Annotated in this window: 16 protein-coding genes; 4 read left to right on the top strand and 12 right to left on the bottom strand. The window is 70.1% G+C overall.

All coding sequences use genetic code 11. The features are described from left to right. The first annotated feature begins 29 nt into the window (after positions 1 to 29). Positions 30 to 1,481, top strand: coding sequence for a peptidoglycan D,D-transpeptidase FtsI family protein (locus tag OG776_RS31045; protein WP_148007472.1), 1,452 nt, complete (start codon positions 30 to 32; stop codon positions 1,479 to 1,481). A 58-nt stretch (positions 1,482 to 1,539) separates the two neighbouring features. Here the strand turns inward: OG776_RS31045 and OG776_RS31040 are convergent, their stop codons facing one another. Next, positions 1,540 to 2,991, bottom strand: a complete 1,452-nt coding sequence (locus OG776_RS31040) for an NCS2 family permease (RefSeq protein WP_148007471.1) — start codon at positions 2,989 to 2,991, stop codon at positions 1,540 to 1,542. Positions 2,992 to 3,491: 500 nt separating this feature from the next. Beyond that, positions 3,492 to 4,286 (bottom strand): HAD family acid phosphatase, encoded by a 795-nt coding sequence (locus OG776_RS31035; RefSeq protein ID WP_329322891.1) that lies wholly within the window; start codon positions 4,284 to 4,286, stop codon positions 3,492 to 3,494. 232 nt (positions 4,287 to 4,518) lie between these two features. On the opposite strand from OG776_RS31035, the gene OG776_RS31030 reads away from it, so the two are divergent. The 3 genes from OG776_RS31030 to OG776_RS31020 are packed head-to-tail and all read left to right on the top strand — an operon-like array spanning position 4,519 to position 9,792. After that, the gene (locus tag OG776_RS31030; protein ID WP_148007469.1) at positions 4,519 to 4,893 is read left to right on the top strand and encodes a hypothetical protein; all 375 of its coding nucleotides are present in this window, start codon (positions 4,519 to 4,521) and stop codon (positions 4,891 to 4,893) included. Beyond that, positions 4,883 to 9,244: a DUF6531 domain-containing protein gene (locus OG776_RS31025; protein ID WP_329322890.1), complete on the top strand. Its 4,362-nt coding sequence runs from the start codon at positions 4,883 to 4,885 to the stop codon at positions 9,242 to 9,244. Before OG776_RS31030 ends, OG776_RS31025 begins: the two co-directional genes overlap by 11 nt. 20 nt (positions 9,245 to 9,264) lie before the next feature. Beyond that, positions 9,265 to 9,792, top strand: a complete 528-nt coding sequence (locus OG776_RS31020) for a hypothetical protein (protein ID WP_329322889.1) — start codon at positions 9,265 to 9,267, stop codon at positions 9,790 to 9,792. A 130-nt stretch (positions 9,793 to 9,922) separates the two neighbouring features. On the opposite strand, the gene OG776_RS31015 is transcribed toward OG776_RS31020, so the two are convergent. The 10 genes from OG776_RS31015 to OG776_RS30970 form a co-directional block, all read right to left on the bottom strand. Then, positions 9,923 to 11,257, bottom strand: coding sequence for a pectate lyase family protein (locus tag OG776_RS31015; protein ID WP_148007466.1), 1,335 nt, complete (start codon positions 11,255 to 11,257; stop codon positions 9,923 to 9,925). 232 nt (positions 11,258 to 11,489) lie between these two features. Continuing rightward, positions 11,490 to 12,827: an ABC transporter substrate-binding protein gene (locus OG776_RS31010; RefSeq protein WP_148007465.1), complete on the bottom strand. Its 1,338-nt coding sequence runs from the start codon at positions 12,825 to 12,827 to the stop codon at positions 11,490 to 11,492. Positions 12,828 to 13,014: 187 nt separating this feature from the next. Further along, positions 13,015 to 14,622, bottom strand: a complete 1,608-nt coding sequence (locus OG776_RS31005) for a glycoside hydrolase family 43 protein (protein ID WP_329322888.1) — start codon at positions 14,620 to 14,622, stop codon at positions 13,015 to 13,017. After that, on the bottom strand, positions 14,622 to 15,479 hold the full coding sequence (locus OG776_RS31000; protein WP_148007463.1) for a PmoA family protein: 858 nt from the start codon (positions 15,477 to 15,479) through the stop codon (positions 14,622 to 14,624). Before OG776_RS31000 ends, OG776_RS31005 begins: the two co-directional genes overlap by 1 nt. After that, complete coding sequence (locus tag OG776_RS30995) at positions 15,476 to 16,708, bottom strand: Gfo/Idh/MocA family protein (protein ID WP_329322887.1); 1,233 nt, start codon at positions 16,706 to 16,708, stop codon at positions 15,476 to 15,478. Before OG776_RS30995 ends, OG776_RS31000 begins: the two co-directional genes overlap by 4 nt. Then, the gene (locus OG776_RS30990; RefSeq protein ID WP_148007461.1) at positions 16,705 to 17,607 is read right to left on the bottom strand and encodes a carbohydrate ABC transporter permease; all 903 of its coding nucleotides are present in this window, start codon (positions 17,605 to 17,607) and stop codon (positions 16,705 to 16,707) included. Before OG776_RS30990 ends, OG776_RS30995 begins: the two co-directional genes overlap by 4 nt. After that, on the bottom strand, positions 17,604 to 18,539 hold the full coding sequence (locus OG776_RS30985) for a carbohydrate ABC transporter permease (RefSeq protein WP_148007460.1): 936 nt from the start codon (positions 18,537 to 18,539) through the stop codon (positions 17,604 to 17,606). The genes OG776_RS30990 and OG776_RS30985 overlap by 4 nt, the downstream gene beginning before the upstream one ends. A 263-nt stretch (positions 18,540 to 18,802) precedes the next feature. Continuing rightward, a complete protein-coding gene (araD, locus tag OG776_RS30980) occupies positions 18,803 to 20,542 on the bottom strand; it encodes an L-arabinonate dehydratase (RefSeq protein ID WP_148007459.1) in 1,740 nt (579 codons plus the stop codon). Continuing rightward, positions 20,539 to 21,447, bottom strand: a complete 909-nt coding sequence (locus OG776_RS30975) for a dihydrodipicolinate synthase family protein (protein ID WP_148007458.1) — start codon at positions 21,445 to 21,447, stop codon at positions 20,539 to 20,541. The genes araD and OG776_RS30975 overlap by 4 nt, the downstream gene beginning before the upstream one ends. After that, a complete protein-coding gene (locus tag OG776_RS30970; RefSeq protein ID WP_148007457.1) occupies positions 21,444 to 22,100 on the bottom strand; it encodes a GntR family transcriptional regulator in 657 nt (218 codons plus the stop codon). Before OG776_RS30970 ends, OG776_RS30975 begins: the two co-directional genes overlap by 4 nt. Positions 22,101 to 22,168: the final 68 nt, after the last annotated feature.

The raw sequence follows: 22,168 nt of genomic DNA, 5'->3' as shown, positions 1-22,168 counted from the left end.
GACCCCTTCCGCTCGTCCTTCTGAGCGGGATGAACAAGACGATCAGGCGTGCCGCCGTCTTCACTCTGCTGCTCGTGCTCGCCCTGCTGGTCAGGGCGACCTGGGTGCAGTTCTACGACGGCAGGGCACTCGCGGACGACAAGAACAACCGGCGGAACGCGATCGAGCAGTACGCGCACCCGCTCGGGAACATCATCGTGGCCGGGAACGCGATCACCGGTTCCGCGCAGACGAAGGGCGGCGACCTCAGGTACAAGCGCACGTACACCGACGGCAGCCTGTACGCGGCCGTCACCGGCTTCAGCTCGCAGGTGTTCGGGGCGACCCAGCTGGAGGGCATCTACCGGGACCTCCTGGACGGTACGGACAACCGGCTCAAGAACCCTCTCGACACGGTCACCGACAAGCGCGCCGACCCGGGTGACGTGGTCACGACGATCGACCCGGACGTGCAGAAGGCGGCCTACCGGGCGCTGGGCGGCAAGAAGGGCGGGGCCGTCGCGATCGACCCCAGGACCGGCAGGATCCTCGCCGCCGTCTCCACCCCCTCGTACGACCCCTCGCTGCTGAGCGCCGGCGACTCCGCCGCCTGGACGAAGCTCACGAAGGACGCGGACAAGCCGATGACCAACCGGGCCCTGCGCCAGCCGCTGCCCCCGGGGTCGACGTTCAAGCTGGTCGTCGCCGCGGCCGCGCTGGAGGACGGGCTGTACCCGGACGTGGACACGAAGACGGCCAGCCCGAACCCGTACACCCTGCCGGGCACGACGACCGTCCTGAAGAACGAGAGCGCCTCCGCGCCCTGTGCGAACGCCCCGATCCGGGTCGCGCTGCAGTACTCCTGCAACAACGTCTTCGCGAAGATGGCCGTCGACCTCGGCCAGGACAAGCTGCGGGCGATGGCGGAGAAGTTCGGCTTCAACGACGCCTCGCAGGACGTGCCGGTGCGGGCCTACCCGAGCGTCTACCCCTCGGGCATGGACAGGTCGTCCACGGCGCTGACGGGCATCGGCCAGTTCGACGTGACCGCGACCCCGCTCCAGATGGCGATGGTGTCGGCGGCCATTGACAACGGCGGCAAGCTGGTGTCGCCGCACATGGTGGCGCAGACCAGTGATTCCGGCGGCAACGTGGTGGAGAACTACGACGACCGTACGGTGACCAAGCAGGTCGTCAGCTCCTCGACCGCCGAGCAGCTCCAGTCCGCGATGCGCACGGTCGTCGAGGACGGCACGGGCACGAACGCGCGGATCCCGGGCGCGACCGTGGGCGGCAAGACGGGCACGGCCCAGCACGGCGAGAACAACAGCAAGACGCCCTACGCGTGGTTCACGTCGTACGCGAAGTCCGACTCGAACGGCAAGGAGGTCGCCGTCGCGGTCATGGTCGAGCAGTCCGACGCGGCCCGTTCCGAGGTCAGCGGCAACGGACTGGCGGCCCCGGTCGCCCGCGCGATGATGCGGGCGGCGCTGAAGGACTGAGACGCGTGCACGGCACGGGCCGCCCCGGGTGACGCGGGGCGGCCCTTCGCGCCTGCGGTCACTTGACGCCGAACAGCTGCCTGACCGGGTCGATCGCGAAGTACACGAGGAACAGCGCCGACACGGCCCACAGCAGCCAGTGGACCTCCCGGAGCTTGCCGAGCACCGCCTTGATCAGGACGTAGGCGACGAAGCCCGCGCCGATGCCGTTGGTGATCGAGTAGGAGAACGGCATCGCCGCGATGGTGAGGAACGCCGGGATCGCGATCTCGTAGTCGTCCCACGCGATGTGCTTGACCTGGGTCATCATCAGGAAGCCGACCGCGACGAGGGCGGGCGCCGCGGCCTGGAGCGGAACGATGGTGAGCAACGGGGTCAGGAAGAGGGCGAGGGCGAACATGCCGCCGGTGACCAGGTTCGAGAAGCCGGTCCGCGAGCCCTCGCCGACGCCCGCCGCGGACTCGATGTAAGCGGTGTTGGACGAGGCGGAGGCCGCGCCGCCCGCGACCGCCGCGGCGCCGTCGATGAACAGCACCCGGCCGATGCCCGGCACCTTGCCCTCCTCGTCGAGCAGCCCGGCCTCGGCGCTGATGCCGACGATCGTGCCCATGGCGTCGAAGAAGTCCGACAGGATGAGCGTGAAGATCAGCAGGACGACCGTCAGGGCTCCGGTCTCACCGAAGCCGCCGAACAGGCTGAAGTGACCGACGAGACCGAAGTCCGGCGCGGCGACCACGTCGGAGGGGATCTTCGGTGTGGTCAGGCCCCAGCTCTTGATGTCGGCGGCCGAGTTGATGATCACGGCGACCACGGTCATCGTCACGATGCTGATCAGGATGGCGCCCTTCACCTTGCGCGCCATCAGTCCGATGGTGAGCAGCACGCCGAGGCAGAAGACCAGGACGGGCCAGCCGGTCAGCGAGCCCGTCGCGCCCAGCTGCACGGGCACGGTGGTGTTCGCGACGTCCGGGATGCGGCTGACGAACCCGGCGTCCACGAAGCCGATGAAGGCGATGAAGAGTCCGATGCCGACACCGATGGCGTGCTTCAGCTGTTGCGGGATGGCGTTCATGACCGCTTCGCGCAGTCCGGTGAGGACCAGCACACAGATGATCACGCCTTCGATGACCACCAGGCCCATGGCGTCGGGCCAGCTCATCAGCGGGGCGATCTGGAAGGCCACGACGGCGTTCAGCCCGAGGCCCGCCGCGATCGCGAGCGGCAGGTTGCCGCCCACGCCCATGACGACGGTCATCACCGCGGCCACCAGGGCGGTGGCGGTGACGAGTTGGCCGCTGTCGAGGTGGTGGCCGAACTTGTCCTTGGCGCTGCCGAGGATGATCGGATTCAGGACAAGGATGTAGGCCATCGTGAAGAACGTGGCGAATCCGCCGCGTATCTCCCGGCCGAACGTGGAACCCCGCTCGGATATCTTGAAGTACCGGTCGACGCCGTTCGCCGCCGGTGGCACGGCACTCGGGGGCTCTGCGGTCTTCTGCGCTTCGGACAAGGGACACTCCTCGTGGCCTGCGGGACGGGTGTGCGGATGCTGGCTGGATTGTTCCCCCGTCGCGCCGTGTTCAGGTTTTCCCCGTGTTACGGAATCGGGTTCGGTCCGCCCCGCGCCGTGCGACCCTCCGGACGAACCCCGTCGAACCCGCGCCCCGGGCGTGGGCCGGTCCCCGAGGAGCGGCCCGAAGACCGTATACACGGCCGCGCCCTCCGGCCGGGGTGCGCTACACGACCCGTCCGCGCCGGGTGGGACGGATGGCAGCCGGCCGGTCCCGCGCGGATGCGTGCCACGGCACAACCGACGGCCCCGTTTCCCCGTCCTCTTCCGTGCGGGGAGGAAGCCTCCGGTCGACGGCCTCACGGGCCCGGACCGGACGCACCGCTCGCCGCCATGGATCCGCCGGCCCGATCCCCCCTCGGAGCCGGACGGAGAGACGCCCCCGCCGGTGATCACCGGCGGGGGCGTTCACTCTGCCCCGTGGGGCGGGTGAGGAGGTGTCAGCTGACGAAGTACGTCGGGTTCGGCAGCTTGTACGTCTTGTCCGCGTAGCCGCCGTCGAGGTCCGAGTACTGGTCGCCGAAGTTGGCGACGATGTCGTACCCGAGGGACTCGATGTGCTGACGGGTGCCGGCCTTGTACTGCACGGTCGTGCAGTTCCAGGCGGCGGCCGTGGCGCAGGAGCTCAGGTACGCGGGCGGGTTGGCGGCGTCCTTGAGGAACATGTGCGCGGCGTCGAGGTCGACGTCGACGCCGACCCTCTTCAGGTTCGTGACCGCGTCGGCGCGCTGCGACTCCTTCAGGCCCGAGTTGTAGAAGATCTCGACGCCCTTGGACTTCGCGTACGCGACGAGCTCGGGCGTGCCGAAGACGGCCGGACGGTCGGCCTGGGCCACGTACGACGCCCAGGTGGCCGAGTTGTACGTGTAGTTGGTCTTCTTCTCGTAGTCGAGGGAGAGCAGCAGCGTGTCGTCGATGTCGAAGACGACCGCGGGCTTCTCACCCCGGTGCCGCGCCGTGTGGGCCGCCTTGTCGATGTGGCGCCTGGCGTCGGACTCCAGACGTGCCAGGTCCTTGGCGTACCGGCTGGTGGCCGAGGCCTGGTACACGCCGTTGCTGTCGAGCGTGGTGCCGTAGTAGGTGTCGATGTCCTTGACCAACACCCCGATGTTGTACGGCTCATGGGTCGAGTTCGCCGTGGACTGCCCGGCGGTGGCGACACCCGTGCCGTACAGGGCGGCACCGGCGACGACACAGGCGGCACCGACGGCCGCCGCTCTCAGGGACTTCCGCATAAGTTCTCCGGATCTGGACGATTCGGGTGCTCATCTGCCGAGCACCAGGTCGGAGACTGTCTACGCGCATCACTCACGACACGCGAGAGCCTTTATCCGATCGATATCCGGGCCGGGGTGGGCACTTGCCTCACCCCATTACCCGGGGCTGACATGTCCTTGACCATCCCTTGAAACGCTTCTCCTAGGGTCGGAGACGTGTGCGAACGGCGCGTCGGACGGGGGGAGCCGCATGAGTGAGGGCAGCGGTGACGGCATGGTGCTGCACATCCACACCGCCGACCTGAAGCGGGCGGCGCCCGACTTCCAGGAAGGGGCCAAGAACCTCAGCAAGGCACTCACCACCCTCGTCACCACCCTGGACGGCCTGGGCAGGCCCTGGGGCGATGACAAGCAGGGCAGCGAGTTCGGTGACTCCTACTCACCGCTGCAGAAGAAGATCGAGAGCGCGGCGGGAACGCTCGTACTCGGGCTGGTGAGCATCCACGAGGCCATGGACGACCTGGCGGACGGCCATGTGGACAACGACCAGTTGATCGCAGGGATGTTCACCGAGGTGAAGGTCGCGGACAAGGACCAGCAGAGCGACGGTGCCGGTGAGCGTTGAGGACGAGGCCAAGAAGATCCTGTTGAAGCTGGGACTCTGGTGGCCGGACGCCAACTCCGGTTCCCTGCGGTCCGCGGCGACCGCCTGGCGCACCTTCGCCGACGCGGTCGACGACGTACGGGGGCCGGTGCACACGAGTGCCTCCTCCCTGATCCACCACAACACCGGTGAATCGATCGACGCGTTCGAGAAGTTCTGGGGCCGCTACGCCCGGGGCAAGGACGCCGGGTGGCTGAGCGACCTGGCCGAGTCGGCACGCGCGATGGCCAAGGCTCTGGACAAGTTCGCGGACGCCATCGACGACGCCATCAACAAACTCTGGACGCAGATCGGCGTCGACGCCGCCGTGATCGCGGGCGGGGTGGCACTGGCCTTCTTCACGGCGGGCCTCGCTTCCGGAGCCGCCGTCGCCGCGGCGGACGCCATCATCGAGTTCGGCACCACCATGGGTGTCGCCGTGTCCGGCACCGTCGCCGAGATAGCCGCGGGCACTCTGATCGCGGCCTCCTTCGGTGGGATCGAGTCGGTCACCGTCGATCTCGCCGTCGCCCAGCCGCTGAAGATGGTCACCGGACTGCAGCAGGGCTTCAACCTGGACGAGGTCAACCAGGCCGCCAAGGACGGCGTGATCTTCGGCGGTGCGCTGGGCGCGGGCACCGGCGTGCTGAAGGCGGGTGTGGAGGGCGCGTTCAGCGATACCACTCCCCTGCTGCTTCGACCGCCGTCACTCCGTCCCGATCTGGTCGATCTGGGTCCGGCGGCGCGCAGCGCCGATCGCACGCCCTGCGTCGGTGAGCCCATCGATGTGGCGACGGGCGCCATGCTGATGACCCAGACCGACCTGACACTGCCGGCCTCCCTCCCCCTCGTCTTCCAGCGCACCCATCTCTCCTCCTACCGGGGCGGCGTGTGCTTCGGCCCGACCTGGACATCCACCCTCGACGAGTGCGTACAGATCGACGGCGAGGGTGTCGTCTTCGCGGCGGCGGACGGCATGCGGCTCGTCTACCCCGTACCGGAGCCGGACGTGCCGACGCTCCCGGTGAGGGGAGCGCGCTGGCCGTTGCGCTGGGACGGCAAGCCCGACGGCGTCATGACGATCACCGACCCCGGCTCAGGTGTCGTACGCACCTTCAGCACTCCCTTCCCGTCGGGCTCCTTCGGCGTCGTCCATCTGCCGCTGGACTCCTGGAGCGACCGCAACGGTGCGCGGATAGACATCGAACGCGACGTTGAGGGCGTGCCGTTCGGCATCCGTCACTCGGGTGGGTACTACCTGGCCGTCGACAGTTCGGGCCCCCGGATCACCGCCCTGCGTCTGCTCGACCAGCCCCCCTCCCGTTTCGGCCCCGACGGCCCGATGGGCGAGGGAACGCTCGTCATGCGATACGGCTACGACCCCGCGGGCAACCTCACCGAGGTGACCGACTCCAGTGGCGAACCACTGCGGTTCAGTTACGACGACCAGGGCCGGATGACGCGATGGACCGACCGTAGCGGGACCTGGTTCTGCTACGTCTACGACGAACGTGGCCGGGTGGTCCGCACCGAGGGCGTCGACGGCATCCTCTCGGGCACGCTGACGTACGACGACACCGCGTCCACGACCACGTACACCGACTCACTGGGCCATGCCTCCCGTCACCGTTACAACGCCGAGGGTCTGGTCGTCGAGGAGACCGACGCGCTCGGATACGTCACGCGCACGGAATGGGAAGAGCGGGGTGCGGGCCCCCGCTCGGTCACCGACCCTCTGGGCCGCACGACCCGCTACGACTACGACAGCGCCGGAAACCTCATCGAGCTGACCCTGCCGGACGGGTCGGTGGCCAGCGCGACGTACACCACGTCCAGCCTACCCGCCGACGTGGTCGAGCCCGGTGGTGCCGAGTGGCGCCACACCTACGACTCCCGCGGCAACCTGCTCGCCGTGATCGACCCGATCGGCGCCGAGACGCGGTACACGTATGACGAGTCCGGTCATCTGGCCACCCTGACCGATCCCCTCGGCCACACGCGTGCGGTCACTTCCGACTCCGCCGGGCTCCCTGTGACGGTCACCGACGAGATCGGGCATGTCACCACCATCCGTCGCGACGCCTTCGGCCGGATCGTGGAACTCACCGATCCGCTGGGCCGCACGACACGGCTGAGCTGGACGGTCGAGGGGCGCCCGGAGTGGCGTGAGCTCCCTGACGGCTCAAGAGAATCATGGACCTGGGACGCCCAGGGCAACCTCCTGACCCACAGCGACCTTGCGGGGAACGTCACCCATCACACGGTCGCCCCTTTCGACATCCCCGCCACACGTACCGCGCCGGACGGCACGACCTACACGTTCACACATGACACGGAGCTGCGCCTTACAGGCGTCACCGACCCGCGGGGCCGAACATGGTCGTACGTCTACGACCCGGCGGGCCACCTCATCGCGGAGACCGACTTCGACGGAAGGCAACTCGCCTACGAACAGGACGCGTCGGGCGCTCTTGTCGCACGTCGCAACGGCGCGGGCGAGTCACTGCGCTTCGCACGGGACCAGCTCGGCCGGGTCACCGAGCAGCGTGACGACAGCGGCGCGACGACGGTCTACACCTACGCTGCAAGCGGTCGTCTGGCCGGTGCGCGCAACGCGGGATCTGAAGTCGCTTTCGTGTACGACGCAGCGGGCCGCACCATCGGTGAGACCGTCAACGGCCGCACGACTTCCTTCGTCCACGACGCCCTGGGGCGCACCATCCGTCGCCACACGCCGTCCGGACGCACCTCGCACTGGACCTACGATCCGCTGGGCCGCCCGGTCGTCTTCCAATCGGACGTTGGACAAATGACGTTCGAATACGACGCGGCAGGCCGGGAGACGCGGCGCCTTCTCGGCGATCACGTGGAGCTCTCCCAGAACTGGGACCCCGCAGGACGTCTCACGTCCCAGACGCTGACCGACACCGGAGACGGCACGGGCAACCGGCTTCTCCAGCATCGCTCCTACGCCTATCGCCCCGATGGTCATCTCACTCAGATCCGTGAACTCACCTCAGGCACACGGTCATTCGAACTGGATGCCATCGGCCGAGTCACCCGGGTTCGCGCACTCGGCTGGAGCGAGACCTACGCCTACGACACCACGGGCAACCTCACGCACGCCAACGCCCCGGCTCACGAAGCCACCGGCGAGCGCACCTTCGACGGCACTCGTATCCGCAGTGCCGGTCGCACGACGTACCAGCACGACGCCCAGGGCCGACTCGTGCGCAGGACTCGTGTGCTCTTGAGCGGGCAGCGGCGCACGTGGACGTACGCGTGGGATGCCGAGGACCGGCTGACCGAGGTGGTCACCCCGGACGCCGAGCGTTGGCAGTACCTGTACGACCCCCTCGGCCGCCGGATCGCCAAGACGCGTCTCGCCGGGGACCGCACCGTCACCGCGCGCACGGACTTCTCCTGGGACGGCACCCGCCTGGCGGAGCAGACCTCACCTGACGGCCGCGTGACGTCCTGGGACTATTTCCCCGACACCCCGCGGCCGGTCGCCCAGACCGACCGCACACCCATGCCGCGCGGCTCGCAGGAGTCCTTCCTCGCCCGGCTGGCGGAGGAGACCACGGGCGACCGTGACGTCCGCTTCCACGCGATCGTCACGGATGCCGTGGGCGCCCCCGCCGAACTGGTCACCGAGGAAGGCGAGGTGACCTGGCAACGGCGTACCGCTCTGTGGGGCACAGGTCTCCCTGCCTTCGAGAACGCAGAAGAAACGAGCACCGATTGCCCGCTGCGCTTTCCCGGCCAGTTCGCCGACGCGGAAACGGGCCTCCACTACAACTACTTCCGTTACTACGACCCCGAAACCGCGCGCTATCTCTCGCCCGACCCTCTCGGTCTGGCGCCGGCCCCCCATCCGGCCACGTACGTGCACAACCCGTACTCCTGGTCGGACCCGCTCGGCCTGGGACCCTGTCCGCAGCTCAGGGACGGGTATGGTTCCCAGCCCGCCTTCAGGGACGATCCGTACCATCCGAAGGTCGTGGACGACCGCATCCGGGACATGCGGGACCTCTACGGAATTCGTGACCCCCGGTCCGCCGGAATGATCGGCTCCAACGGGCCGCAGATCACCAGCAAGACCCTCTGGAATCAGGGTCCCTATCGCATCGACGTAGAAAATCCCAACCCGGGCCAACGTCCGGGGCAGCTGCATTTCCAGGACCAAACGAACAAGAGCGCAAAATACCAGTACAATTTCGAGACCGGAGAGTTCGACGGGATCCCTCGTTCACTGTTGAAGGCCGTGGGGAACAATCCGGGATTCATCGCCGCCATCAGAAAGGGACTCGCCGCTCTGGGCGAGGGATAGACATGCGCGTGAACAGAATGATGGCCGCCATGGTGCAGCGGACCGACCTCGCCGGGCTGACGAAGTCGGATATTCCGCAGCCCTTCCGTGATGTCGCCGGGCACGGCTGGACCGTGACCTCCGGCGGTGCGGTCCTGCTGGCCGAACTGGCCGAGGGTACGGTCGGTTCCTTCTTCGACGTGGTGCAGGAGGAGACCTCGGTCAACGGCCGTGCGATGACCGACTACGACCTTCCCGCATCCGGGAAGGATCGCGAGGAGCCGCTTCTCCGCCGGTGCCTCGCCTACTCCTTCGCATGCCTCGAAAGTGCAGAAGGGCAATTCGGGGAGAATTCCGTGAGCGCGTACGTCTCCCTCTCGATGGGCGGACTCGACGACGACACCCTCACGGCCAATGTGACCTTCACGATGCGCCGCCCGGGTCTCGCGTCCTACGTGCCGGACATCGAGGGTTACGTGCACGAGGCACTTCTTGAGATCCGGCGCGATGACTACTCCTCATCGGCAGGACCGAGCGGACCCTGGCCTGTCGAAGTCCGCCGACACTGAAGCTCGACCTCCAAGTCCACGAAGGCACAGGGCGCGTCCGCCCATCCCGGCGGACGCCAGGTGCAGCGGACGGCGGGGGACGGGCCGGGCGCCCACGGGCGGCCCGGCCCGCAGCGGATTCCGGCCGAGGTCAGCGGAGCTTTCCCGCGCCCGCGCCGTGGTCGACGAGCCCCGGTACCGCCCTCGGCCGGTCGACCCGGGGCCGCAGGGTCGGTGTCCAGCCGGCGCCGGACCGCAGGGGCTCGGCCGGGATCTCCGCGTTGTGCACCGCGATCAGGTCCGTCACCACCCCGTTGACGTAGTTGTCCGCCGCGGTGAGCGGCGCCTCCTTCCACTTCTTCAGGACCGTCGCCGCGCTGGTCCCGCTCGGCAGGGTGAACGCGTTGTGCTCCGCGACGAGTTGGGACTCCATGCCGATGCCGTAGCTGTAGGAGAAGCCCTCGCCCGCGACGAAGTGGTTGTTGTACGAGTCCACCTGGCCGAAGCGGACCCGCGGCGCGCGCTCGACGAGGTTCGAGAACAGGTTGTGGTGGAAGGTCACCTTGAGGTGGCCCCGGTCGAGCGCGGCGGTCTCGGCGCTGTCGCTGTTGCCGACCAGGATCGTCTTGTCGTGGTCGGTGAACACGTTCCAGGACGCGGTCACGTAGTCCGCGCCCCTGACGATGTCCAGCTCGCCGTCGTGCTGCTCGTAGATCCGGCCGAAGTACGTGGGCAGCGAGCTGTCGGGGTGGTCCCCGTCGGTGAAGGTGTCGTGGTCCAGCCAGACATGCGTGGAGCCGTGGACCACCGCGCTGTCGTACTCGGAGTTCCAGTTGCCGACGGCGGTGTCGGTCGGGTCCCACTGCGGGAAGCAGTCGAGCGGGCTCTCGAAGGTGAGGTTGCGGACCACGACGTTGTCCACGCCCTTGATCTGGAGACTGGCCCCCTTGAAGCCCGCGTTCCTGCCGACGCCGATCAGCGTGGTGTTCGCGGGGATCTCCGCCTTGACGGCGGTGTCCTGGCGTGCGGCGGAGGCGCGGCGCAGCCCCTCGGGGCTGTCGTCGGGCTCGGCGTTCAGGTCGGTGGTGCGACCCCAGTTCTCCGGCGCGTACTTCCGCAGATAGGCGTCGAAGTCGTAGCCCGGCGCGGCGAAGGACTCGCAGCCGTCGGCGCCGGCGTCGATCGTGCCCTTCACCCTGATGATCCTCGGCGCGGTGGAGCCGTCCGCCAGCGCGGCCCTGAACCCCGCCCAGGTGGTGACGGTGTGGACGTGCGCGGCGTCGGCGGCCGCTCCCCCGGTGGTGCCGGTGGTGGCGGAGCCCCAGCCGTCGCCGGCGGGGAGGACCTGGCGGGCGAGGTCGTGGGTTCGCGTCCGGGCCTGGGCGGTGGTGCCGGTGGCGGCCAGGACGAGGGCGGTGCATCCGACCAGCGACGCGATGACGCGAGCATGACACTTCAGTGAGTTCACGGAACGGTTCTCGATCATGGTGCGGCTCTCGCTTTCCGGTGGGAGTACGGGAGGGGAGGGGAGGAACGGGTCGAACGGCCACGCGAGGATTCACGCGTCCGGGCCGAGGCGCCGGGAATCGCGCCGGCCGGCCGCGGCCGGCCGGTGGGACACGGGACACGGCGCCACCCGTGCCGGCCGCTCCCGCGTCCCTTCCCGGACCGACCGGCCACACACGGACCGAACCGGCCCGCGCGGCGAACCGGCGTGACTAGTGATGCGCCTTCCAGTCCGCCTGTGCCTTGTCGAGCTGGTCGGCCAGCGTGTCCAGGAAGTCCTTCGCGCTCATCTTCCCGAGCAGCAGCTTCTGGAAGTTGGGCTCGTTGTCCGCCTTGGAGATGGTGTTCCAGTCCGGCAGGTAGTACGGCAGCTGCACGATCTTGGTGCCGGCGCCGTTGAGCGCCTCCGCGGCGAGCCTGGTCGGCTCGGCCCGCTGGACCCAGGCGTCCTCGGCCGCGTCGGTGTTCGCCGGGACCTGGCCCGCCGACTCGTTGAACTTGGAGTTCTCCGCGGCCGAGACGGCGAACTCGATGAACTTCCAGGCCGCCGACTTGTTCTTGCTGGACTTGAAGAGGCTCAGCCCGTCGACCGGGTTGGAGACCTGCACCCGCGTGCCGTCGTCCCGCGTGGGGTTCGGGATGCCCTTGAACTTCCCCGCGCCGAGCGCCTTCAGATGATCCTGGTAGGAGCCGAGGTTGTGGCTCAGCATGCCGATGCTGCCGCTGTCCCACTGGGCGACCATCTTGGCGAAGTCGTTGTTGACGTCCGCGGACGGGGTGTCCTTCTTGTACAGGGCGATGTACTTCTCCAGCGCCGCCACGTTCCTGGGATCGTTGACGGTGGTCCGGTCGCCGTTCCAGAACGAGGTGAGGCCCGTCTGGCCGTACACCGCGTCCAGGGCCGGCGCGATGGCTCCCTCGCCGCCCCGGATGGTGAAGCCGAAGCGGTTCCTGCCCTTGTCCGTGAGCTTGTCGGCGGCCTCGTAGAACTTCGTCCAGGTGGTCGGCGCGTCCAGGCCGGCCGACTCGAAGAGGTCGGTGCGATACCAGAGCGTGCCGTTGTTCGCGGACGTCGGCACCTGATAGAGCTTGCCCGCACCACCCGCGGCCCGGCTGACGTCGAGCAGGTTCCGGCTCAGTCTGCCCTTCAGCGGACTCTTCGCCAGCCTGCCGTCGAGCGGGTCCAGGGCGCCCTGGACGGCGACCTCGGCGAGCATCGCGGTGCCCACTCCGCCGACGTCGGGCAGACCGCCGCCCTGGATCGCGGTGTCGTACTTCGACTGGGCGCTCGCCGCGGGGATGCCCACGTAGTCGACCTTGATGTCCGGGTACTTCTTCTCGAAGTCCGCGATGATCTGCTTCCAGATGTCGGTGCGGACACCGCCGTTGTTGTCCCAGAAGGTGATCCGGCCCTTGCCCGAGCCGTCGCCGCCCTTGTCCCCCGCCGCCCCGCTGCCGTCGTCACCGCAGGCGGTGACGGTGAGCGCGAGCACGGAACCCAGGGCGACGGCCAGCGCGGAACGCGTGGTCCTGTGGATGCTGATCTTCATTGGTCGGCTCTCTTCCTGTGGTTCCCCCGCGTGCGCGGGGTCTGGTCGGTCACGGTCGTCCGCGCCCGGGGCCGGGACCGGTGGCCCCGGCTCCGGGCGTCGGGTACAGGGATGGAGAAAGCGCTTGCTCGACAGGTGCGGCACGGCGGCTCCCCACGGGCTCGGTGGTGACGGCGGTGGACGGCCCTCAGGGGGTCGCGGTGATGCGGAAGTGCGTGAACGTGGCGGCGCCGGCGTGTCCCCGGCCGGCGGGCGCGAGCGCGAAGAGCCCGAGCAGGGCACCGACCCAGCGCCAGGGAGTGGCGGCGAAGACCTGGCCGGAGGGGACCCGGCCGCCGCCGACGTCGTACGAGAAACGGCAGCGCGCCCCCGCGCCGGCCTCGATCCACAGCCGGGCCCGGCCCTCCGGTGCCTCCTGGGAGACGGCGGCGTCGCGCTCCTTCCCCCACGGCCCGACGGACCGGACCGGCCCCCCGGTCGCGACGGACTCGGCGAACCGGTGCACGAGACGCACCGAACCGTCGGGGTGGCGCTGGAGCCCGATCCAGCTGAACGCGTCCCCCAGCACGGCGAGTCCCGCCCGCGCGCCGGGCTCCTCGCTGTCGAGCCGCAGCTCCACCTCGACGGTGACGGCGGTCCCGGGCAGCCGCTGGGTCAGGACGTGCGGCAGTCTCCGCAGATCGTCCGCGTCCGGCGTCCTCACACAGGTCAGCCGCAGCCCGTCGCGGGAGTGCTGGGTGGCCCAGCCGGCCCGGGGGTCCCCCGGGTCCGGGCGGGGCCGGGAACCGGCGGGCGGATGGGCGGCCCACTGCCACTGCCGGCCGAACCGGCCGCCCGGGAAGTCGTCGTCGGTGGGAGGTGCCGAGAGCGGCTGCGGCGGCAGATCGGGCTTTGGGTGCACGGCGACGGGGGTGCCCTCGTCGCCGATCACCGGCCATCCGTCCGGCCCGTCCCAGCGCATCGGCTGGAGGTGCACGACCCTCCCGTACGGGCCCCGGTGCTGGAAGTGCGCGAACCAGTACTCCCCGGCCGCCGTGCGTACCCAGCCGCCCTGGTGCGGCCCGTTGATCCCGGTCGCCCCCTGCTCCAGCACCACCCGCTCCTCGTACGGACCGAAGAAGCCGCGCGAGCGGAACGCGCCCTGCCAGCCGGTCTCGACTCCCCCCGCGGGCGCGAAGATCCAGAACCAGCCGTCGTGCCGGTAGGCCTTGGGGCCTTCCAGGGTGAACCAGCCGGGGATCCGGTCCCCGTCGACGATCACCTCGCCCTCGTCGAGCAGTCCGGTGCCGTCGGGCCGCATCCGGTGCCCGGTGAGCCGGTTCTTCACCCCCGAACGGGATGCGGCCCAGGCGTGCACGAGGTACGCCTCGCCGGTCTCCTCGTCCCACAGCGGACAGGCGTCGATCAGGCCCTTGCCCTCCTTCACCAGGTGCGGGCGGGTCCAAGGTCCGCGGAACTCGGGGGCGTTGACCTGGAAGACGCCCCGGTCGGGGTCGCCCCAGAAGATCCACAAGCGGTCGTCGTGATGGCGCAGGGAGGGTGCCCAGACCCCGCAGTCGTGCTGGGGCCGGCTGAACTCCCGCACTGGTTCCAGGCGTTGCAGGGCGTGCCCGACGAGGGTCCAGTTGACCAGGTCGCGGGAGTGCAGCAGGGGCAGGCCCGGCACCCGGCCGAAGCTGGAGGCGGTGAGGTAGAAGTCGTCGCCGACGCACAGCAGATCGGGGTCGGACCAGTCCGCGTCGAGCACGGGGTTGCGGTAGGTGCCGTCGCCCAGGTCGGCGGAGGGAAGGGCCATCAGGGGCTCACCGCCCGGCGGACGAGCGCGGCGGCCTCGCCCCGGCCGAGGGTGCCGTCCGCGACGACGGTCACGATGCGGCGTACGACCGTCTCCCCCGGCCCGACGGCGAGCCGTTCGGTGTGCGCGAGGCTGGAGCCGACACCCGGGTACGCGCTGGTGCGCACGAACCACGGGTCGCGGCGGGTCCGTTCGGTCGCCCCGGCGAAGACCAGGGTCCAGTCCTCGCCCGAGAGCGCGAGCCAGTCGGCGCGGGCACCGTGCACCGCTTCCTCGCCCTCGGCGTCGGCGGTGAGGACGCGCGGTGCTCCGGACTCCCTGCGGGCCCGCCAGAAGAAGCCGCCGTAGGCCGCGCCCGGCCGGCCGTTGGTGGCGGGGCTGCCGAGGGAGAGTGGCTTCGGCGTCGTGTTCGTGAGCGCGAAGGTGAAGTCCAGCGCCCAGGCCTCGTCGGTGAGCCCGGTCGCGGCCACGGTCCGGCGCTCGCGCAGCAGTTCACCGCCCGCGGCCACCCAGCGCAGTTCCTCGGTGAAGCCGCCCGGGTCGACCGGCCGGAAGGCGGAGTGCCGCTGGGCGCCGTGGTTGGCCAGCTCGGTGGGGCCCTGGTCGCGTACGAAGGTGCGCCCGCCCCAGAAGTTGTGCCCCTCGACGTCGGGAACGGCGACGCCGACGCCGAGGTGGTGGGGGTGGTCGGCGGGGCCGGACTCGGTGACCGCCGTGCCGGCCAGGGTGGTGACCGGATGGAGGTACGGACGCGGGGAGAGCCGCGCGGGCAGCTCGGGGCGGGTGTGGTACCGGCCGACCGGGCGGCCCGCGACCCGCAGGACGGGGGACGCGTCGGGGGGCGTGGTGGTGTTCATCCGGTGCTCACCTCGTTCGGGGACGCCCAGGAGGCGCCCAGTTCGGAGTAGAGGGCGAGGTTCTCGGCCGCCGCCGCGACGAGCCCGTCGATGCCGGGCACGGTCCTGCGGTTCTCCGCGGGGACCGTCTCCCAGGCGTCGGCGGGCAGCGCCACCGGGTCGGGTGCCTGCCGGACCGCCTCGACGACCCGCATGAAGGCGCCCGTCGACTCCGGCGCGACCAGCAGCTCCACTCCCTCGGTCAGATGTGCGACCAAGTTCTCCAGCAGGTCCGTCCGGTCGTACCGGATCTCCTCCGGGCCGTGCCCGGACCGCTGTACGAGGACGCGGTCGAGCTTGTACCAGAAGGTGATCCGGCCCCCGCTGCCGTGCACCAGGACGTACGGTTCGCCGGGCCGCTCGGCGCAGAGCGTGACGGCGACGGTGACGCGGCCCCGGGGAGTGGTGACGCGTACGCACGAGGTGTCGTCGGACTCGATGTCGTTGGCGCGCAGCAGCTCGGTCTCGATCGTGCCGACCTCCTCGGCCCGGGTCGCCCCGTGCAGCGCGAGGGCCGTGACGACGGCGTGCGCGAGGGGGTTGGTGAGCGCCCCGTCGATCACGTCGGCGCCGTTCAGACGGCGCTTCCCCGCCCACGGCGCCCTGCGGTAGTAGGCCTCGTCCCGCGCCCAGGCACCCGCCGCGCCGATCCCGGTGACCGTGCCGAGCACGCCCGACGCGATCATCTCCCGGATCGCCGGCAGGGCGTGCGAACCGAGCGACTGGAAGCCGATCTGGCAGGCGACCCCCGCCGCGGCCACCCCGTCGGCCATCCGGCGGAACTCGCCGTACGAGGGCGCGGGCGGTTTCTCCAGCAACAGGTGCACACCCCTGTCCGCTGCGACGAGCGCCAGATCGGTGTGGGTCGGGATGGGCGTGCAGATCACGGCGATCCGGGCGCCGGTGGAGTCGAGCAGGGCCCCGAAGTCGGCGGACTGCTCGGGCGCCCGGCCCGCGACGTCCTCGGACTCCCCGGGCTCCTCAGACTCTTCGAAAGTCCCGAAAGGCCCGAAGTCCTCCGCGAGTTCGGCCGGCGTGAGGGGGTCCGGCTCGCAGATGCCCGCCAGCCGTACCAGCCCCTCGTCCTGGAGCCGGCGGATGTTCCGCAGGTGCCAGCGGCCGTGACCGCGCGCCCCCGCGAGGACGACGGGCAGCGGGAGTCCGCCGCCCCGCGTGGTCTTCCCGCTCATCCCTTCACCGCCCCCGCGCTGAAGCCGGTGATCAGCCACTTCTGGATGAAGGCGAAGACGATGACGACGGGGACGGCGGCGATGATGCCGCCCGCGGCCAGCGCGCCCAGGTCGACGCTGTCGGCGCTCATCAGCGTGTTGAGGCCGACCGGGATCGTCTGCTTGCTCTGGTCGCTGAGGAACATCAGCGCGAACAGGAAGTGGTTCCAGGCGTGCACGAAAGCGAAGGAGCCGACGGCGATCAACCCCGGCCGCAGCAGCGGGAGTACGACGATCCGGAAGGAGGCGAGACGGCCGCAGCCGTCCACCCACGCGGCCTCCTCCAGCGAGTACGGCACGTTCCTGATGAACCCGCTGATGAGGATCATCGACAGCGGCAGCTGGAAGACGGTCTCGGCGATGACGACACTGCCCAGCGAGTTGATCATCCGGAGCTCGGCGAAGATCTGGAAGAGCGGCACCAGCAGCAGCGCGCCCGGCACGAACTGCGAGCACAGCAGCGCCAGCATGAAGCCGCGTTTCATCCTGAAGTCGAAGCGGGCCAGGGCGTATCCGCCGGCCAGCGCGACCACGGTCGTCATGAGGAGGGTGGCGACGGCGATGAGCACGCTGTTCTGGAAGTAGGTCCCGAAACTGCGCTCGGTCCACACCTTGTCGAAGTGCTCGAAGGTCATGGGCCACGGCACCAGGGAGGTGGAGCCGGCCGGCCGGAGCGCGAAGAGCAGGATCCAGTAGAAGGGGATCAGGGTGAAGAGCAGATAGGCGCCGAGCGGGAGGTAGATCTGCCACCGCGGGACCTCGTCCCAGGCACGGCGCCTCGGGCCCGGACGCCGCCTTGGTTCCTCGGTGGTGGGGGCCGGTGCCGCCGGCGCGCCGACGGTGACGTCCTCGGTGATCACTTGTCCCCTCCTCCGAACTTGCTCAGCCGCAGATAGACGATCGAGCAGAAGAGCAGAATCACGAACGCGACGGTGGTGAGCGCGGACGCGTAGCCGAAGTTGTGCGCGTCGACGCTGGTGTTGGCGATGTAGAGCGGAAGGGTGGTGGTCTCGCCCGCGGGTCCGCCGCCGGTCAGCGTGTAGAGCAGGTCGACGTTGTTGAACTCCCAGACCGCGCGCAGCAGGGTGGACAGCACGATGGCGTCCTTCAGGTGCGGCAGGGTGATGTGCAGGAACTGCCGGAAGCGGCTCGCGCCGTCCACCTCGGCCGCCTCGTACAGGTCCTTGGAGACCGACTGGAGGTCGGCGAGGATGAGGATCGCGAAGAAGGGGACTCCGCGCCACAGATCGGCGACGACGGCCGCCGGGAAGACGGTGGAGGTGTCCGACAGCCAGCTGGTGCCGTACTGGCCGATGCCGGCGTCCGCGAGGTAACGGGTGATACCGGTCTGGGAGTTGTAGAGCAGCACCCAGATCACGGAGGTCAGCACCCCGGAGACGGCCCAGGGCGAGAAGACCAGTGCCCGGCCGGCCGCGCGGCCCACGAAGGTCTGGTTGACGATCAGCGCCAGCGCCAGACCGAACAGGAGCTGCAGGCCGACCTCGACGACGACCCATTTCGCGCTGAAGGTCAGTGTGTCCCAGAACTGGGGGTCGGCGGTGAAGGCGTGCACGAAGTTGTCGAAGCCCGCGAACCCGTTGCGCCAGGGCTTGGTGGGGTTGTAGTTCTGCAGGCTGTAGTAGAAGACGCTGATGACCGGGTAGGCGATGAAGCCCAGCATCAGCAGTCCCGCGGGGGCGATCAGCAGGTACGGGAGCCTGCGGGGCGTCGCCGGGCCGCGGCGCCGCCGGAGCGGCGCGGGCTGTTTCGCCACGGCTGCGGCTTGGGCCATGACTGTTCTCCGTTCTCACGGGTGCCGGGGAGCGCTTGCGGTCGGCGTCGGGACTGGTCCGGTGCCGGTTTCGGTGCCGGGACTGGTCCGGTGCCGGTTTCGGTGCCGGGACTGGTCCGGTGCCGGTGCCGGCGGCATAGGAAGCGCTTGCTGCATGTACAGGGGTGTGCGCGTCTCAAGGGTGTCGCCCGGGTGGTTCGTTCGGTCGTTCGGTCGTTCGGTCGTTCGGTCGGGCAAGGGGGCGCGGTCCTCGCGGACCGGTCTCACCCGGCGTAGGGATCCGGCACCTTTCCCGGCCGGGCCAGGAACGCGAAGTCGCAGCCGGTGTCGGCCTGGGTGATCTGGTCGTTGTAGAGCGCCCCGTAGCCGCGCTCGTACCGCTCGGGCGGCGCCGTCCACAGCGCTCTGCGCCGTTCGAGCTCCTCGTCGTCCACGTCGAGCCGCAGCGACCGCTCCTCGACGTCCAGCGTGATCGAGTCGCCGGTCCGCACCAGGGCGAGCGGTCCGCCGACGTACGACTCCGGTGCCACGTGCAGCACGCAGGCGCCGTAACTCGTGCCGCTCATCCGGGCGTCGGAGATCCGGACCATGTCCCGGACGCCCTGCTTCAGCAGGTGCTCGGGGATGGGCAGCATGCCGTACTCGGGCATGCCCGGACCACCCTTGGGCCCGGAGCCGCGCAGCACCAGCACGGTGTCCGCCGTGATGCCGAGGGACGGGTCGTCGATGGTCCGCTGCATGGTCCGGTAGTCGTCGAAGACGACCGCGGGTCCGGTGTGCCTGAGCAGCCGCGGCTCGGCGGCGATGTGCTTGATGACCGCGCCGTCGGGGCAGAGGTTGCCGCGCAGGACGGCGACCCCGCCCTCGGCGGCGACGGGGTTGTCCCGGGGGCGGATGACGTCGTCGTTGTGCACCCGCGCGGTGGCCAGCTGCTCGCGCAGGGTGTCGTGCGACACCGTCGGCCGGTCCAGGTGCAGCAGGTCCGTGATCCGTGACAGGAACCCGGGCAGACCGCCGGCGAAGTGGAAGTCCTCCATCAGGTGGGTCCGGCCGCCGGGCCGCACGTTGGCGAGCACCGGCACGGTCCGCGCGATCCGGTCGAAGTCGTCGAGGGTGAGGCCGACGCCCGCCCGGCCGGCCATGGCGATGAGATGGATGACCGCGTTGGTGGAGCCGCCGAGTCCGAGGACGGTCGTCACGGCGTCCGCGAAGGCGTCCTCGGTCAGGATGTCGGACAGCTTCCGGTCCCGGTGCACGAGGTCGACGATCCGCAGACCCGCGGCGGCCGCCATCCGGTCGTGGCCGGAGTCGACCGCCGGGATGCTGGACGCCCCCGGCACCGTCACCCCCAGCGCCTCGGCGGCGGCGGTGAGCGTGGACGCCGTCCCCATGGTCATGCAGTGGCCGGGGGACCGCGCGAGCCCGCTCTCCAGTTCGGTCATCTCGCAGTCGCCGATGAGCCCCGCGCGCCTGTCGTCCCAGTACTTCCACATGTCGGTGCCGGAGCCGAGGACCTCGTCGCGCCAGTGACCGGGCAGCATCGGTCCGGCCGGCACGAAGACGGCGGGCAGGTCGACGGAGGCCGCGCCCATCAGCAGGGCGGGAGTGGACTTGTCGCAGCCGCCCATCAGCACCGCGCCGTCCACGGGATAGGAGCGCAGCAGCTCCTCCGTCTCCAGGGCGAGCAGATTGCGGTAGAGCATCGGGGTCGGCTTCTGGAAGGTCTCGCTGAGCGTGGACACCGGGAACTCCAGCGGGAAGCCCCCTGCCTGCCACACGCCCCGCTTCACGGCCTGTGCCCGGTCCCGCAGATGGACGTGGCACGGGTTGATGTCGGACCAGGTGTTCAGGACCGCGATGACCGGCTTGCCGAGGTGCTCCTCGGGGAGGTAGCCGAGCTGGCGGGTCCTGGCCCGGTGGCTGAAGGAGCGCAGTCCGTCGGTGCCGTACCACTGGTGGCTCCTGAGGTCCTCCGGGCGCCTCGTCTCCCGTCCCCGGTTCACAGCGGCCACCCCGCGGCGATGGCGGCCACTTCCGAGCGTTCGGACGCGGACAGTTCCCTGCTCGGCGGGCGCACCTCACGCCGGCACAGACCGAGCGAGGCGAGCGCCTCCTTGACCACGGTGACGTTGTTGGCGGAGCCGTCGGCGGCGCGCAGCTCCTCGAAGCGGCGGATCCGCTCCCAGACCTTCATGGCGGCCGGGTAGTCGCCGGAGCGGAGCGCCTCGATCATCGTGAGCGAGAGCGACGGGGCGACGTTCACCAGGCCGGAGGTGAAGCCGGTGGCACCGGCCGAGAAGTAGGAGGGCGCGTAGGGCTCGGCGAGCCCCGCGACCCACACGAACCGTTCGAGTCCCGCGTCCCGGGCGAAGGCGGCGAAGCGGGCGGCGTCCGGGACGGCGTACTTCACGCCGATCACGTTCGGGCAGACGTCGGCGAGTTCGGCGAGCCTGGCGCCCGGGAGCCGGGCGTCGCGGATGTAGGGCACCACTCCCAGCTCCGGCACGGACTCGGCGACGGCCCGGTGGTAGTCGAGCCAGCCGCCCTCCGAGACGTACGGGTGCACGGGCTGATGGACCATCACCATCGTGGCTCCGAGGGCGTGGGCGTGCCGGGCGGAGGCGACGGCGGTCGGCACGTCGTGCCCGACGCCGACGAGGACCGCCGCCCGGTCACCGGCCTCCTCGACGGTCGATTCCGTGACGGCTCTGCGCTCTTCGGGGGTCAGGGCGTAGAACTCCCCGGTGTTGCCGCCCGGGGTGAGGGTGCGCACTCCGCCGTCGAGCAGCCGGCGCAGCAGGGCCCGATGGGTGTCGAGGTCGACCGTCCCGTCCTGCGCGAAGGGGGTCACGGGGATGGCCACGACCTGGGCGAGCGCGGCCCGTTGGGTCTCGTACGTCGCCGTCATCCCTGTCCGTCCTCCTCCTGGGCCGGGGGGAAGGCCCGTCGCACGAACGACTCGATGTGGGAGTGCAGCGCGCGGGCCGCGCCGTCGGCGTCCTCGGCGAGGGCGAGACGCAGGATCTCCCGGTGCTCGTCGGCCTCGCGTTCCCAGGACGGGTCGGCGGCCCAGGCGACCGCGGAGACCAGGGCGGCCTGGTCGCGGACCTCGTCGAGCATGCGGCCCAGCAGCGGGTTGCCGCAGGACGTGTACAGGGCGCGGTGGAACTCCCGGTTGGCGAGCGAGCGTTCGGCCGTGTCGGAGGCGTCGTCGGCGCGGGTGAGCGCGTCCTGTGCGGCCGCGAGCGAGGCTCCGCGCAGGACGGACCGCCGCAGCGCCTCCGGCTCCAGCAGCAGCCGGACGTCGTACACCTCGCGCGCCATGTCCGCGTCCACCATGCGCACCGTGACGCCCTTGTACTGGTTCATCACGACGAGTCCGGTGCCGGCCAGCGTCTTGAGCGCCTCCCGCACGGGTGTCTTGGACACTCCGAACTGCGCGGCGAGCTCGCTCTCGACCAGGGCCTGACCGGGCGTCAACTGCCCTGTGAGGATGCGGTGTTTGATGCCCTCCTGCACGAACTGCGTACGGGACGGTATCGGTGTGGGCACAGAGGTCATGCGCGCCTCTCGGATCTCATGGACCGGATCTCACGTATCGCGTCTCATATATGACGTACGAAGTACGA

Source organism: Streptomyces sp. NBC_01689 (assembly GCF_036250675.1).
GTDB lineage: Bacteria > Actinomycetota > Actinomycetes > Streptomycetales > Streptomycetaceae > Streptomyces.
This window is presented reverse-complemented; position numbering and strand designations above follow the sequence as displayed.